Origin of the sequence: Micromonospora lacuserhaii, assembly GCF_036902735.1 — a bacterium.
GTDB lineage: Bacteria > Actinomycetota > Actinomycetes > Mycobacteriales > Micromonosporaceae > Micromonospora.
Window position 1 is genome coordinate 1 of record NZ_JBAKHO010000084.1, and the last position, 14,197, is coordinate 14,197.

General features: G+C 74.1%; 14 protein-coding genes. 9 read left to right on the plus strand and 5 right to left on the minus strand.

What is annotated here, in order from left to right; genetic code table 11:
* Window positions 1-145: 145 nt before the first annotated feature.
* From V6U81_RS27785 to V6U81_RS27795, 3 genes are all read right to left on the minus strand, one after another.
* Window positions 146-964: an MbnB/TglH/ChrH family RiPP precursor modification enzyme gene (locus tag V6U81_RS27785; protein WP_334493859.1), complete on the minus strand. Its 819-nt coding sequence runs from the start codon at window positions 962-964 to the stop codon at window positions 146-148.
* Window positions 961-1,884, minus strand: coding sequence for a TIGR04222 domain-containing membrane protein (locus V6U81_RS27790; RefSeq protein WP_334493861.1), 924 nt, complete (start codon window positions 1,882-1,884; stop codon window positions 961-963). The genes V6U81_RS27785 and V6U81_RS27790 overlap by 4 nt, the downstream gene beginning before the upstream one ends.
* A 100-nt stretch (window positions 1,885-1,984) precedes the next feature.
* Window positions 1,985-2,557 carry a TetR/AcrR family transcriptional regulator gene (locus V6U81_RS27795; RefSeq protein ID WP_334493863.1) on the minus strand — a complete coding sequence of 191 codons (573 nt, stop codon included), beginning with the start codon at window positions 2,555-2,557 and terminating at the stop codon, window positions 1,985-1,987.
* A gap of 105 nt (window positions 2,558-2,662) precedes the next feature.
* Between V6U81_RS27795 and V6U81_RS27800 the strand changes: the two genes are divergently transcribed.
* The 3 genes from V6U81_RS27800 to V6U81_RS27810 all read left to right on the plus strand — a co-directional run bounded on the left by V6U81_RS27800 (window position 2,663) and on the right by V6U81_RS27810 (window position 5,411).
* Window positions 2,663-3,535 (plus strand): carbon-nitrogen hydrolase family protein, encoded by an 873-nt coding sequence (locus V6U81_RS27800; RefSeq protein ID WP_334493865.1) that lies wholly within the window; start codon window positions 2,663-2,665, stop codon window positions 3,533-3,535.
* Window positions 3,536-3,596: 61 nt separating this feature from the next.
* Entirely contained in the window at window positions 3,597-4,241 is a 645-nt protein-coding gene (locus V6U81_RS27805; RefSeq protein WP_334493867.1) for an HAD family hydrolase, read from the plus strand.
* Window positions 4,242-4,475: 234 nt separating this feature from the next.
* Entirely contained in the window at window positions 4,476-5,411 is a 936-nt protein-coding gene (locus V6U81_RS27810) for a serine protein kinase RIO (protein WP_334493869.1), read from the plus strand.
* A 54-nt stretch (window positions 5,412-5,465) separates the two neighbouring features.
* Here the strand turns inward: V6U81_RS27810 and V6U81_RS27815 are convergent, their stop codons facing one another.
* Window positions 5,466-5,720, minus strand: a complete 255-nt coding sequence (locus V6U81_RS27815; protein WP_334493870.1) for a DUF2630 family protein — start codon at window positions 5,718-5,720, stop codon at window positions 5,466-5,468.
* Window positions 5,721-5,968: 248 nt separating this feature from the next.
* On the opposite strand from V6U81_RS27815, the gene V6U81_RS27820 reads away from it, so the two are divergent.
* From V6U81_RS27820 to V6U81_RS27835, 4 genes are all read left to right on the plus strand, one after another.
* Complete coding sequence (locus V6U81_RS27820) at window positions 5,969-8,380, plus strand: sensor histidine kinase (protein WP_334493872.1); 2,412 nt, start codon at window positions 5,969-5,971, stop codon at window positions 8,378-8,380.
* Between the two features lie 69 nt (window positions 8,381-8,449).
* Window positions 8,450-8,872 carry a roadblock/LC7 domain-containing protein gene (locus tag V6U81_RS27825; protein WP_334493874.1) on the plus strand — a complete coding sequence of 141 codons (423 nt, stop codon included), beginning with the start codon at window positions 8,450-8,452 and terminating at the stop codon, window positions 8,870-8,872.
* A 5-nt stretch (window positions 8,873-8,877) separates the two neighbouring features.
* Window positions 8,878-9,264, plus strand: coding sequence for a DUF742 domain-containing protein (locus tag V6U81_RS27830; protein ID WP_334493876.1), 387 nt, complete (start codon window positions 8,878-8,880; stop codon window positions 9,262-9,264).
* Window positions 9,245-9,841 (plus strand): GTP-binding protein, encoded by a 597-nt coding sequence (locus V6U81_RS27835; RefSeq protein WP_334493878.1) that lies wholly within the window; start codon window positions 9,245-9,247, stop codon window positions 9,839-9,841. The genes V6U81_RS27830 and V6U81_RS27835 overlap by 20 nt, the downstream gene beginning before the upstream one ends.
* 69 nt (window positions 9,842-9,910) lie before the next feature.
* Here the strand turns inward: V6U81_RS27835 and V6U81_RS27840 are convergent, their stop codons facing one another.
* A complete protein-coding gene (locus V6U81_RS27840; protein WP_334493880.1) occupies window positions 9,911-12,763 on the minus strand; it encodes an aconitate hydratase in 2,853 nt (950 codons plus the stop codon).
* A 160-nt stretch (window positions 12,764-12,923) separates the two neighbouring features.
* Here V6U81_RS27840 and V6U81_RS27845 point away from each other — a divergent pair, with 160 nt between their 5' ends.
* Both V6U81_RS27845 and V6U81_RS27850 read left to right on the plus strand, forming a co-directional pair.
* Window positions 12,924-13,283: a VOC family protein gene (locus V6U81_RS27845; protein WP_334493882.1), complete on the plus strand. Its 360-nt coding sequence runs from the start codon at window positions 12,924-12,926 to the stop codon at window positions 13,281-13,283.
* 137 nt (window positions 13,284-13,420) lie between these two features.
* A complete protein-coding gene (locus tag V6U81_RS27850) occupies window positions 13,421-14,086 on the plus strand; it encodes a DedA family protein (RefSeq protein ID WP_334493885.1) in 666 nt (221 codons plus the stop codon).
* The last annotated feature ends 111 nt before the right edge of the window (window positions 14,087-14,197 follow it).

Genomic DNA, 14,197 nt, shown 5'->3' on the forward strand with positions numbered 1-14,197 from the left:
CGCTTGCGCAGCAGCGCGGCCCGGGCCGCCGCGACCGGCTCCGCCGCGAAGCCCGCCGGCAGCGGGGCGCCGGCGACCAGCGCGGCGACCAGGGCGGCCTGCCGGGACGCCAGGTCACCGCCGGTCGGCGTGGGCGCCCGGTCGCTCACGTGATCACCGGGTAGCCGGAGGCGGCGGCGAGGGCGTCCAGTTCGGCGCGCAACGCCGGGGCCGGCGGATAGTGGCCGTCGCGTTCCAGCAGCAGCGCGGGCGGCCGGTGCCGGGCGCAGAGCGCGGCCACCAGGTCGAGCACCTCCGGCGGAACCGGGTCGGTGTGCGTGTCGTGGTAGAAGCCGCCGTGCTCGGCCCCGCCGGCCACGTGCACGTACGCGACCCGGTCCAGGGGGAGCCGGTCCAGCAGGGCGAGTGGGTCGCCACCCCGGTTGCGGGCGTTGGCGTGCACGTTGGCCACGTCGAGCAGCAGCCCGGCCCCGGTGGCGTCCAGGATCTCGGTGAGGAAGTCGGCCTCGTCCAGCTCGTCGTCGGGCCAGTCGAAGAGCGCGGCGATCGGTTCCAGCGCGAGGGGGACGGGCAGCTCGGCCTGGGCGCGCCGGACGTTCGCCACCACCGCGGCGACCGCCTCCCGGCTGCGCGGCAGCGGCAGCAGGTGACCGGCCTCCACGCCCCCGGCCCGGACGAAGGCGATGTGCTCGCTGACCAGCGGCGCCCCGACCAGCTCCGCGACCGCGGCCAGGTGGGCCACCCGGGCCGGGTCGACCGGCTCCGCGCCGCCCAGGGAGAGCTTCACCCCGTGCGGTACGACGGTGACGTCCCGTTCGCGCAGCGCGGCCAGCCCGGCCGGCAGCGGGCCGGCCGGCGCGAGCGTCTCCGCCACCACCTCGACGAAGCGCAGCCCGGGCAGCCCGGCGACGAAGCCGGAGATCTCCGGTCGCCAGCCGATGCCCACCCCGGTCGGCCCGGTCATCCGCCGCACCCGCCTCCGCCGCACCCGCCTCCGCCGCCTCCGCAGGAGCTGCCCCCGCCGCAGGACGACCCGCTGCTGCACGAGCTGCCGCTGGAGGAGCCCGACCAGCCGCCCCCGCTCGCCAGGGCCTGCCGCTGGATCTCCGCCTGCTCGGCGAAGCCGGGGTCGAGCGCCCAGAGCGAGGCGGTGCCGTAGAGCGCCACGCCCATCGCCGCGCCGGCGGCGCCGTAGGTGGCGTAGGCGGGGGCGGACGCGGGGGAGAGGTACGCGTTGCTGCGTCGCAGGCCGCGTAGTGCGGCCTCCGCGGCCCTGGTCCGCCGGGGCACCCGGGCGAGCAGCGCGCACCCGATGCCGACCCCGATCAGGGCGAGCAGCAGCCAGCCGACCGGTCGGTCGTTGGCCAGGCCGGCGAAGAGCCGTAGCCCGCCCAGCACCAGCAGGGCGAGCAGGACCAGCGTGCCCCGCCGCAGGCTCCGGCGGGTGTCGGCGTCGAGCAGCAGCCCGCGCTGCTCCAGGCCCTGCCGCAGCTCGTCCAGCGCGCGGATCACCCACTCGTCGCGGCGCAGCTCGCGGGCCGGGAGCTGGCGGCCGGCCGCGTGGTGGATGGCCTGGTCCAGCGGGGTGAGGCCGGCCGGCAGCGGGCCGCCGGTGGTGAGTCGTCGGTCGGGGCGGACGCCGACCGCGCTGGCCCCGCGCAGGCCGCCGAGCGCGGACCAGACCGCCAGCTGGTCGCCGCCGTTGAGGTAGGCGACCTGCTGCGGGCCGAGCTGGTCGACGCCGGCGGTGTCCGGTCCGGCGAGCACGCGGCGCCGGTGCAGCACGGTGCCGACCAGGGCGATCGCGGCCATCGCCAGGTAGAGCCTGAGGAAGGTGGGGCCGGGAACGCCCCAGGTGTCGCCGGTTGCGGCCAGCGTGATCATCGAGGGCTCCTCTCGGGCGGGGTCGAGCCCATTGTGGAGTCGACCCGCCACCCGCCGGGCACCGGGCGGATCGAGTTACCAAGCCGAGACGTGTCGCCGGTCAGCGCCGGCGGACCGCCTCCTCGACCAGGTCCAGCACCGGCCCCAGGTCGCCGGCTGGACGCCCCATCGCCAGGTGCAGCACCAGACCGTCGTACGCCAGCTCCAGGAACTGGGCCAGCACGTCGATCGGGACGTCCTCGCGGAGCACGCCGGCCTCCCGCTGGCGGATCAGCCGCTCGCGGGTGGCCTCGGCGATGGCGGCGGAGCGTTCGGCCCAGCGCCGGGCGAAGGCGGGGTCGGTGCGCAGCCGGCGGGAGACCTCCAACTGGCTGCCCAGCCAGCCGGTGGTGTCCGGGGACATCGCCCGGGCCAGCAGGTCCCGCATGACCTGGACCAGGCCGTTGCGGGCGACGGTCTCCACCATGGCGGCGGCGTCGTCCTCGGCGACGGCGAGGAAGAGCGAGTCCTTGTCCCGGAAGTGGTGGAAGATGGCGCCCCGGGACAGCCCGGTCGCCTCCTCCAGCCGGCGGACGGTGGCTCCCTCGTAGCCGTGCCTTGCGAAACAGGCCCGCGCGGCCGCGAGGATCTCCTGTCGGCGCGCGTCGAGCTGGTCCTGACTTACTCTGGGCACGGGTAGATCGTGTCAGTTGACGCTCCGCCACGCAAACCGTACGTACGGCTTGGTATATCTCCGTCGACGGCGGAGCCGACCCGGTCCTCCCGTTAGAATCGGCGCGTGACGACGCCCCCGGTCGGTTCCACACCTCTTCCCGTCGCCCCGCTGACCGTCGCCGCCGTGCAGGCCGAACCGGTCCCCGGTGACCTCGCCGGCAACGCGGCCACCGCCGCCCGGCTGGTCCGCCGGGCCACCGGCCACGGCGCCCGGGTCGCCGTGCTGCCCGAGCTGTTCCTGCCGGCGTACCATCCGCCGACCCTGGCCGCCGACCCGGCCGGCACCGACCTCGCCGCCACCGACGACGGCGCGGTGGCCGATTCGCGTCTCGACCCGCTGCGCGCCGCCGCCCGCGACGGCGGCGCGACCGTGGTCGTCGGCGCGGCGGTCCGCTACCCGGACGGCCGGCGGACCATCTCCTCCCTGGTCGTCGACCCGCGCGGGGAGGTCCGGGCCGGGTACGACAAGCAGCAGCTCTGGGGCGGTGAGCGCGAGCTGTTCAGCCCTGGCCGGCGCGGCGCCACCCTGCTCGTCGGGGGCTGGCGGCTCGGCCTCGGCATCTGCTACGACGGCTGCTTCCCGGAGCACGCCCGGGCCGCCGCGGCCGACGGGGCGCACGGCTACCTCTGCCCGAGCGGTTACCTCGCCGGGTCGGCCCACCGGCGGGACCTCTACTACGCCGCCCGCGCCCTGGACAACACCATGTACGTGGTGTTCGCCAATGCGGTCGACGGGGCGGAACCCTGGCGGTTCAACGGTGGCGCGGCCGTCTACGACCCGGAGGGACGCCCGCTCGCCCGGGGCGCCGACACCGGCGAGGACGTGCTCGTCGCCACGCTAGACCCGGCCGTGCTGGCGGCCACCCGGGCGGCGCACACCATGCTCACCGACCGACCCGCCGACCAGGGGCTCCCCCGAACGGTGTTGCCGACCTGACGGACGTCGGCGGGGCGCTCGGCCCTGTCGACGGCAGAACCCACTCCCGTAAGGTGCCCGAGTGCCGCTGCTCCTGCTCGACCTGGACAACACCCTGCTCGACCGGGCGGGGCCGTTCCGTGCCTGGGCAGAGCGGTTCCTGGACAGCATCGGCGCGCCGCCCACCGACATCGACTGGCTGCTCTCCATCGACGCCGACGGGCTCACCGACCGGTGGGACATCGCCGACGCCGTCCGCGACCGGTACGGGCTGCGCATCCCCTCGATCGACCTGGTCGACGAGCTGCACGACGGGGTGGTCGAGAACACCCGGCTGGACCCGCTGGTCGCCTGCGCGCTGCGGATCGCCGACGACGCCGGCTGGGTGCCGGTGGTGGTCAGCAACGGCGCGGTCCGGCAGCAGGACGCCAAGATCAGGCGTACCGGCCTGGACCGGTACATCGCGGACTGGGTGATCTCGGAGGAGGCGGGGGTCAGCAAGCCCAACCCGCGGATCTTCGCGCTCGCCGCCCAGCGGGCCCGGATGCCGCTGCGCGGCGCGTGGGTGGTGGGAGACAGCCCCGAGGCGGACATCGGTGGGGCCGCCGCGGTCGGCCTGCCCAGCGTGTGGCTGCACCGGGGGCGGAGCTGGACGGACACCCGGTTCGCGCCGACCCGGACGGTCGACTCGCTGATCGCCGCGGTCGCCACCGTGCTCGGCGGCTGAACCGCAGCCCGTCACCGCCCGCCCGCCGGGCGCTGCTCGCTCGCCGGGGCGTGCCCGGTCGCCGGGCGCCCGTCGGTAAATCGGTTGCCCGGCGCCGGGGGCGTCGGTCAGCATGGGCCCGCGCGGGTGCGCAGCCGGGTGGTGCCCGGTCGAGGAGAGGAGGTCGGTCATGGCCGTCTTTGCAGGGTCGTTCCACCTGCCTCCATCAGCCTCGATCAAGGGATCACCGCTTCCGTGCGCGAACACGACCTCCCGGCGCCGCAGCGCCGTGGCCGCGGCAAGAGCCGCTTCGACGACGACGAACCACAGTTCCTGAGGCGCGGCCGGGTCATCGAGCCCGTCCTCGCTGAACCCGACGAAGAGCCCGGCACCGACCCGGCGGACCGCTGGTCCTCCTGGGACGAGGCGGTACACGGGCCCGAACCCCACCCGGACTGGCTGGTCACCGAGCTGGCCGCCCGGGACACCGAACTCGGTGTGCTCAAGACCGGTAAGGAGGCGGACGTCCACCTCGTCCGCCGCGCGGTGCCGGACACCGACCGTTCCTGCCTGCTGGCCGTCAAGCGCTACCGGGACGCCCAGCACCGGCTCTTCCACCGCGACGCCGGCTACCTGGAGGGGCGCCGGGTGCGCCGCTCCCGGGAGAACCGGGCGATGGCCGGGCGGACCGCCTTCGGCCGGCAGATGATCGCCGGTCAGTGGGCCGCGGCCGAGTTCGCCGCGCTGGCCCGACTCTGGGAGATCGGCGCGGCCTCCGGCCGGATCGCCGTGCCGTACCCGGTGCAGCTGCTCGGCACCGAGCTGATGCTGGAGTTCGTCGGCGACCCCGACGAGGGGGCCGCCGCGCCCCGGCTGGCGCAGACCCGCCCGGAGACGGCCGAGTTGCACTCGCTCTGGGAGCAGCTGGTCGACGCCCTGGTGGTGCTGGCCCGCGCCGGCTACGCCCACGGCGACCTGTCGCCGTACAACCTGCTCGTGCACGCCGGTCGACTCGTCATGATCGACCTGCCGCAGGTGGTGGACGTGGTGGCCAACCCGCAGGGCCCGGAGTTCCTGGCCCGGGACGTCCGGGTGGTGGCCGCGTGGTTCGCCGCGCGCGGACTGCCGCCCGAACAGGTCGACCCGGCCGAGCTGACCGAGCTGCTCCTGCGCGAGGCGGGCATCCGCTGAGCCGACGACGCCCCGGGCGGTCCCACCGGACCGCCCGGGGCGCACGCCGCGGCTTTACTGCAGGTAGCGCTCGACCTCGGGGATGGGCCGCTCGCCCTGCGCATCCGGGTCGCCGTGGGCCTGCCGGGCCGCCCGGCGGCGGCGCAGCAGGTCCCAGCACTGGTCGAGGGACTCCTCCAGGGCCCGCAGCCGCTCCTTGGCCTCGTCGTCGGTGCCGGACTCGTTGGCCTGGGCGGCCGAGCGGAGCCGGTGCTCCTCGTCGACCAGTTCGTTGATCCGGTTCAGGATGGTCTTGTCGTCCATGCCCATGAGCCTGGCACAGGGTGCCCGGGCGCGCCCGGATTCGGCGCGCCCGGAAACGCCACCCTGCGGTGGTGCTACCACCGCGACCTCGACCGCTGACCGGCGCGGACCACCCGCTCCGACGTGGAACGACGCCCTCCGATCAAGATCGGAAAGGGTTGAGTGATCGTGGCGGCGACTGCTAGCGTGCGCCGGGTTCGATGTCGCGACGCCGCCGGCGTCGGGCGGCCACCATCCGGTCCGGGGACGGTGTGATGGGCTCCGGCAGCACGCGTCTGCGTACCAAGGTCATCGCCCTGCTGGCCTCGCTCGTGGCGCTCTGGTCCTTCGCCGCCTGGGTGACCGTCGCCGACGGGTTCAACCTGCTCTGGGTGCAGACCCTGGACAGCCAGGTCGCCGAGCCCGGGGAGCCGCTGGTCACCGAGTTGCAGACCGAACGCCGGCTCGCCACCAGCTACCTGGGGCAGCGGGGAGAACGGCAGCGGGCCGGGCTGACCGCCCAGTGGGGACGCACCGGTCAGGCGGCCGACGCCTTCCGGACCTCGGTGCGCGGCTGGCAGGCGGAGCTGGCCACCAGCGACGAGGCCCGCGACCGGATCGACGCGGTGCTGACCGGCCTGGACGGACTCGACGGGGTACGCGGGTCGGTTGCCGCCGGGCGACTCGACCGGGCCGCGGCCGCCGACGCGTACACCGCCGTCATCGGCACGCTGCTGCGGATGTACGGCTCGCTGGGCCGGCTCGACGACGCCCGGATCGCCGCGGACAGCGCCACCCTGGTCGACCTCTACCAGGTCCGTGAGCTGATCTCCCAACAGGACGCCCTGATCAGCGGCGTGCTCGCCGCCGGCCGGATGACCGGGGACGAGTACGCCCGCTTCGCCCGCCTGGTCGGCGCGCAGCGTTACCTCGCCGCCGCGGCGGTGGGGGAGCTGCCCTCCGCCGACCGGGCGCGCTACGACCGGCTGGTCACCACCGAGGCGTTCACCCGGTTCCGGGCCGTGGAGGACCGGGTGGTCGCGCAGTCGCGCACCGACGCCGGGACGCCGCTGACCGCCCAGGAATGGCAGGCGGCCGTCGGCCCGGCGCTCAAGGCCCACGAGGACTTCGGGGTGGCCGTCGGCGACGCCCTCATCGACCGGGCCACGCCCGTGGCGGTGGGCGTCATCGTCCGGCTGGTGCTCGCCGCCGGACTCGGGCTGATCGCCGTCGTCGCCTCCGTCGTCGTCTCGGCGACCACCGCCCGTACCCTGGTCGGCCAGCTGGAACGGCTGCGCACCGCAGCCCTGCGGCTGGCCGACGAGCGGCTGCCCGGGGTGGTCGAGCGGCTGGGCCGGGGCGAGCAGGTCGACGTGGCCCGGGAGGCCCCGCCGTTGGACTTCGGCGACGACGAGATCGGTCAGGTGGGCCGGGCGTTCAACGCCGTCCAGGAGACCGCGGTACGCACCGCGGTGGAGCAGGCCGAGCTGCGCCGCAACGTGCGCGGGGTCTTCCTCAGCCTGGCCCGGCGTACCCAGGCCCTGGTCCACCGCCAGCTCACCCTGCTCGACGCGATGGAGCGGCGGGAGCAGGACGCGGAGGAGTTGGAGGACCTGTTCCGGGTCGACCACCTGGCCACCCGGATGCGGCGCAACGCCGAGAACCTCATCGTGCTCTCCGGGTCGACCCCGGGCCGGGCCTGGCGGCGCAGCGTGCCCATGGTGGACGTGGTGCGCGGCGCGGTCGCCGAGGTGGAGGACTACACCCGGGTCGACGTGCTTCCGCTGGGCCCGGTCTCGCTCGCCGGCCGGGCGGTCGGCGACGTCATCCACCTGCTGGCCGAGCTGATCGAGAACGGGCTGTCCTTCTCGCCACCGCACACCACCGTGGAGGTGCGGGGGCAGCAGGTGGCCAACGGGTTCGCCCTGGAGATCGAGGACCGTGGCCTCGGCATGACCGAGGAGGACCGGGCCGCCGCGAACCGCCGGATCCTGGACAACTCCGAGCTGAACCTGGCCGACGCGGCCCGGCTCGGCCTGTACGTGGTGAGCCGGCTGACCGGGCGGCACGGCGTCCAGGTGCGGCTGAAGGAGTCCCCGTACGGCGGCACGACCGCCGTCGTGCTGATCCCGAGCGCTCTGGTGGAGTCGGGCGACCCGGTCCCGTCGGGCGCCCCGCTGGCTGACGACGACGAGCCGCCGGCGCTCGCCGCGCCGGAGCCGGCCGGGCCGGTGCCGTCCGCGCCGTCCGCCGACCAGCCGCCACCGCTGAGCCCGTCGGGGCTGCCCACCCGGATCCGCACCCGGCGCGGCCGGGACGCTCCGGCCACGCCGTCGCCCGCCGCGGACCGGCCCGCTCCGGCCGACGTCGACACCGCCGGCGCGCCGGCCGCCGGTCGGGGGGTCGGCGACGCCGCCGGTGGCTCGCCTACTGTGGAGGCTCGGACGACCGACTCGGGCCTGCCGGTCCGGGTCCGGCAGGCGAGCATCGCGCCCCAGTTGCGTGACGAGCCGGCCGGCCCGGGCCCGGACGAGCCGGTGCGTCGCGCGCCGGAGCAGGTGCGGCTGATGATGAGCGCGTACCAGTCGGGCACCCGGCGGGGCCGGAGCGACGCGGCCCGCCTGCGGGGCGGGGCGGCGGGGGATGGGAACGGCCCGGACGACGGCGGGGACGCAACGGCGACCTGACGGCGCGCCGGGCGGTCGAGAAGCGAGGCGGGCGAACACGGCGACACCAGCCGGGGAGGACGAGGACGAGTGGGGCAGCAGACGGCTTCGAGCGCGGACCTGACGTGGTTGCTGGACGACCTGGTCGGTCGGGTGCAGCAGGTCGAACACGCGGTCGCGCTCTCCTCCGACGGCCTGCTGATGGCCGCGTCGCGCGGGCTCGGCCGGGACGACGGCGAACACCTCGCTGCGATGGCCGCCGGAATCCAGAGCCTGGCCCGGGGCGCGGGCCGGCGGTTCGGCGGCGGTCCCGTCCAGCAGACCATCATCGAGATGCAGTCGTCGTTCCTCTTCGTCACGGCGGCCGGCCGCAACGCCTGCCTGGCCGTACTGGCCGGTGCGGACGCCGACGTCGGCCTGATCGCGTACGAGATGGCGATGCTGGTCACCCGGGTGGGCGCGTTCGTCGCCGCGCCGACCCGGGACGCCGACCAGTCGGCCGGCGGGAAGTAGCGGCGATGGACGGCGACGGCGACACCGACGGGGAGCGCTGGGTCGACGACCACGCGGGCCCGGTGGTGCGCCCGTACGCGGTGACCGGCGGCCGGGCCCGCCCGGTCACCGGTTCCTTCGACCTGATCTCGCTGATCACGGCGAACCGGGCGGAGATCGGGCAGGAGGCGGGGCTGGGCCCGGAGCACGTGGCGATCGTCGCGCTCTGCCAGCGGGTGCAGTCGGTGGCGGAGGTGTCCGCCTGCCTCGACCTGCCGGTCGGGGCCGTCCGGGTGCTGCTGGGCGACCTGGTGGCCCGCGGCCTGGTCAGCGTGCAGGATCCCCGGGGTGCGACCGGGTGGAGTGACGAGAGCGTCTTCGAGGCGGTGATCAATGGACTACGGGCACTCTGAGCGGCCGGTTGACGCGCCGACGCTGCCCAGCGCGATCAAGATCCTGATCGCGGGTGGCTTCGGCGCGGGCAAGACCACCCTGGTCGGGGCGGTGAGCGAGAGCCGGCCGCTGCGTACCGAGGAGATGTTGACCGAGACGGGCGTCGGCGTGGACGACCTGTCCGGGGTGGAGGACAAGACCACCACCACGGTGGCGATGGACTTCGGCCGGATCACCATCAGCCCCGACCTGGTGCTCTACCTCTTCGGCACGCCCGGGCAGGACCGGTTCTGGTTCGTCTGGGACGAGCTGGCGATCGGCGCGATCGGCGCGGTGGTGCTGGCCGACACCCGCCGGCTGGCCGACTGCTTTCCCTCCATCGACTACTTCGAGGGGCGCGGTACGCCGTTCGTGGTGGCGGTCAACTGCTTCGAGGGGGCGCGGCGCTACGGCCTGGACGAGGTGCGGGGCGCGCTGGACCTGACGCCGGACGTGCCGGTGCTGCTCTGCGACGCCCGCCGGCGGGAGTCCAGCCGGGACGTGCTGATCACGCTGCTGGAGCACGCGATGAAGACCCGGGACGCCCGGCGCGACTGACGCGTCGCCCGGAACGCCGAGAGGGCCCCTCCCCGCGACCGCGGGAAGGGGCCCTCTCGAGCTGGTACGTCAGCTGGCGATCATGCGACGCAGCACGTACTGCAGGATGCCGCCGTGCCGGTAGTAGTCCGCCTCGCCCGGGGTGTCGATCCGGACCACGGCGTCGAACTCCACGCCGGTGTCGGTGGTGACCTTCACGGTGCGCGGGACGTCGCCGTCGTTGAGCGCGGTCACGCCGGTGATGGAGAAGGTCTCCGTGCCGGTGAGGCCGAGCGACTCGGCGGTGGTGTCCACCGGGAACTGCAGGGGCAGCACGCCCATGCCGATCAGGTTGGAGCGGTGGATCCGCTCGTACGACTCGGCGATGACCGCCCGGACGCCGAGGAGCATGGTGCCCTTGGCCGCCCAGTCGCGCGACGAGCCGGAGCCGTACTCCTTGCCGGCCAGGATGACCAGCGGGACGCCGGCCTCCTGGTAGGCGGTGGAGGCGTCGTAGATGGAGCTCTGCTCGCCGGTCAGGTGGTTGACCGTGAAGCCGCCCTCGACACCCGGCACCAGCTGGTTGCGCAGCCGGATGTTGGCGAAGGTGCCCCGGATCATCACCTCGTGGTTGCCGCGGCGCGAGCCGTACGAGTTGAACTCGTGGCGCGGCACGCCGTGCTCGGCGAGGTACTTCCCGGCGGGGGAGTCGGCCTTGATGGAGCCGGCCGGGGAGATGTGGTCGGTGGTCACCGAGTCGCCCAGCTTGGCGAGCACCCGGGCGTCGGCGATGTCGACGACCGCGCTCGGCTCCTGCTGCATGCCCTCGAAGTACGGGGGCTTGCGGACGTAGGTGGAGTCGTCCGCCCAGGCGAAGGTGTCGCCGGTCGGGGTGGGCAGCGACTGCCAGCGCTCGTCACCGGCGAAGACGTCGGCGTACGCGGCGCTGAAGCCGGTGGCGCCGATCGCCTGGGCGATGACGTCCTGGATCTCGGCGCTGTTCGGCCAGATGTCGCGCAGGAAGACCGGGTTGCCCTGGCTGTCCTCGCCGAGCGGCTCGTTGGCCAGGTCGATGTCCATGGTGCCGGCGAGCGCGTACGCGACCACCAGCGGCGGGGACGCCAGGTAGTTCATCTTGACGTCCGGGTTGATCCGGCCCTCGAAGTTCCGGTTGCCGGACAGCACCGAGACGACGGCGAGGTCGTTCTCGTTGACCGCGGCGGAGACCTCCTCCGGCAGCGGGCCGGAGTTGCCGATGCAGGTGGTGCAGCCGTAGCCGACCAGGTTGAAGCCGAGCTTGTCCAGGTACGGCGTGAGGCCGGCGCGCTCGTAGTAGTCCATGACGACCTTGGAGCCGGGCGCCAGGGTGGTCTTGACCCACGGCTTGCGGGTCAGGCCCTTGTCGACCGCGTTGCGGGCGAGCAGCGCCGCGCCGATCATCACCTGCGGGTTGGAGGTGTTGGTGCAGGAGGTGATCGCGGCGATCACCACGGCGCCGTGGTCCAGCTCGTACTCCACGCCGTCGGTGCCGGTGACCCGGATCGGGTTGGTGGCGCGCCCACCGGCGCCGGCCGCGGCGGTCTCCAGGTCGCGCGGCTCGTCGGCCGGGTCGCTGAACTCGTTGGCCGGCGGGTCGCTGGCCGGGAACGACTCGGCGCTGGCCTCGTCGGCCGGGCCGTTGGCGCCGCGGGGGAGCTGCTCGCGGGCGACGCCCGGCTTGAGCTCGCGCTCACCGGCGGAGTCGTCGGTCACGTAGTCGGTCAGCGCGGAGCGGAACAGCGTCTTGGCGGCGCCCAGCGGCACCCGGTCCTGCGGGCGCTTCGGGCCGGCCAGGGACGGCTCGATGGTGCTCAGGTCGAGCTCGAGGCGCTCCGAGTACTCCGGCTCGTGGTCCGGGTCGTGCCAGAGGCCCTGCTCCTTGGCGTACGCCTCGACCAGCGCGACCTGCTGCGCGTCGCGGCCGGTCAGCTCCAGGTAGCGGACGGTCTCGGCGTCGATCGGGAAGATCGCGACGGTGGAGCCGTACTCCGGGGACATGTTGCCGATGGTGGCCCGGTTGGCCAGCGGCACGGCGCTCACGCCGGGGCCGTAGAACTCGACGAACTTGCCGACCACGCCGTGCTTGCGCAGCATCTCGGTGATGGTGAGCACCAGGTCGGTGGCGGTGGTGCCGGCGGGCATCTCGCCGTGCAGCTTGAAACCGACGACCCGGGGGATCAGCATGCTGACCGGCTGGCCGAGCATCGCGGCCTCGGCCTCGATGCCGCCGACGCCCCAGCCGAGCACGCCCAGGCCGTTGACCATCGTGGTGTGCGAGTCGGTGCCGACCACGGTGTCCGGGTACGCCTGGCCGTTGCGCTCCATGATCGTGCGGGCCAGGTATTCGATGTTGACCTGGTGCACGATGCCGGTGCCCGGCGGGACGACCTTGAACTCGTTGAACGCGGTCTGGCCCCAGCGCAGGAACTGGTAGCGCTCCCTGTTGCGCTCGTACTCCAGCTCGACGTTGCGCTCGAAGGCGTCCTCGCGGCCGAACAGGTCGGCGATGACGGAGTGGTCGATGACCAGCTCGGCCGGGGCGAGGGGGTTGACCTTGGTGGCGTCGCCGCCGAGGTCGCGGACGGCCTCCCGCATGGTGGCCAGGTCCACGACGCAGGGCACGCCGGTGAAGTCCTGCATGAGCACCCGCGCCGGGGTGAACTGGATCTCCACGCTCGGGTCGGCGGCGGAGTCCCACGCGCCGAGCTGCCGGATGTGGTCGGCGGTGATGTTCGCGCCGTCCTCCGTCCGGAGCAGGTTCTCCAGCAGGATCTTCAGGCTGTAGGGCAGCCGGGCGTGCCCCTCCACCTTGTCGATCTTGAAAATCTCGTAGCTCGCGTCTCCGACGCGTAGCTGGGTCTTCGCACCGAAGGTGTCGAGGCTCGCCACGTCGTACTCCTTCACACCAGCGACCGTGAGTAGTCCTGAGCAGTCTGTCGCACCGGCCGGAACGCTGCCCAGGTTAGGCAACACTTACCGCCGGTTCTCGTCGTCTACAAAACCGTACGTCCGTCTTGCTATCAGCGCAACCTCGTGCCAGGCTCCGGGACGAGGAGGTGCCACCATGATCCATCACGTCCTGCTCTCCTGCCCGCGCGGCTCCGAGGAGACCTCCCGGGGCTTCTACGCCGGCCTGCTCGGCCTGGTCGAGAAGCCCAAACCGCCGGCCCTCGCCGCCCGCGGTGGTTGCTGGTTCACCGGGTACGACGCGGAGCTGCACCTCGGCGTCGAGGACGACTTCCGGCCCGCCCGCAAGGCCCACCCCGCGCTGGTCCGCCCCGACCTCGACGACCTCGCCGTGCGGCTGGCCGCGGCCGGTCACCCGGTCACCTGGGGTGACGAGGAGATCCCCGGGATGCGCCGCTTCCACACCCACGACCCGCACGGCAACCGGCTGGAGTTCCTCGCCCCGATCGCCGGCTGATCCGATCCGTCGCCCGCCCGGGCGTTCCGCCCCGACGGGGGTGGGCGGGACGCCCGGCCGGGTGGACGACCCTCGGGCGCCCTGCCGGGCCGCCCGGGCCCGGGTAGGGTTCGAGGCCGGACCGGAAGGGGTGGCGGGTGGTCGACGTACAGCACTGGCTATCGGCGCTGCCTCCGGGCGTGGTCTATCTGATCGTCGCCGGGGTGATCGGCGTGGAGAGCATGGGTGTGCCGCTGCCCGGCGAGATCGTGCTGGTCAGTTCGGCCCTGCTCGCCGCCACCGGGGTCGTGGAGCCGGAGTGGGTGGCCACCGCCGCGGCGTTCGGCGCCATCGTCGGCGACTCCATCGGGTACGCGGTGGGACGCCGGGGCGGCCGACCGCTGCTGGAACGGCTGGGCCAGCGGTTCCCGAAACACCTCGGCCCCGCGCAGCTCGCCCAGGCCGAGCGGAGCTTCGCCCGGCACGGCGTCTGGGCGGTCTTCTTCGGCCGGTTCGTGGCGCTGCTGCGGATCCTGGCCGGCCCGCTCGCCGGCGCGCTGCACGTGCCGTACCGCCGGTTCCTGCTGGCCAACGCGGCCGGTGGCCTGGTCTGGGCGTTCGGCACGACCTACCTGCTCTTCAGCGTCGGCCGGGCGGCTGAGCACTGGCTCAAGGACATCTCGTGGGCCGGGCTGGTCATCGCGGTGCTGGCCGGCCTCGGCAGCACCTGGTGGCTGCGCCGCCGGGCCCACCGGATGGCGTCGGCGTCGTCGGCCGAGGCGTCGGACGCCGGCGAGCCGGTCCGCGCCGGCAGCGACCACTGAGCCTGCGTATACGACGAAGGGCCGGCCCGTGAGGGCCGGCCCTTCGTGTGTGCGCACCCGTCAGGAGGTGGTGTAGCCGCGGGTGGCGATCCAGTCGGCGAGGTTGTCGAC

Coding starts and splice junctions, on each gene's coding strand:
- V6U81_RS27785 (WP_334493859.1), bottom strand. CDS start 964: ATGACCGGGCCGACCGGGGTGGGCATCGGCTGGCGACCGGAGATCTCC.
- V6U81_RS27790 (WP_334493861.1), bottom strand. CDS start 1,884: ATGATCACGCTGGCCGCAACCGGCGACACCTGGGGCGTTCCCGGCCCC.
- V6U81_RS27815 (WP_334493870.1), bottom strand. CDS start 5,720: ATGGGCATGGACGACAAGACCATCCTGAACCGGATCAACGAACTGGTC.
- V6U81_RS27820 (WP_334493872.1), top strand. CDS start 5,969: ATGGGCTCCGGCAGCACGCGTCTGCGTACCAAGGTCATCGCCCTGCTG.
- V6U81_RS27830 (WP_334493876.1), top strand. CDS start 8,878: ATGGACGGCGACGGCGACACCGACGGGGAGCGCTGGGTCGACGACCAC.
- V6U81_RS27835 (WP_334493878.1), top strand. CDS start 9,245: ATGGACTACGGGCACTCTGAGCGGCCGGTTGACGCGCCGACGCTGCCC.
- V6U81_RS27845 (WP_334493882.1), top strand. CDS start 12,924: ATGATCCATCACGTCCTGCTCTCCTGCCCGCGCGGCTCCGAGGAGACC.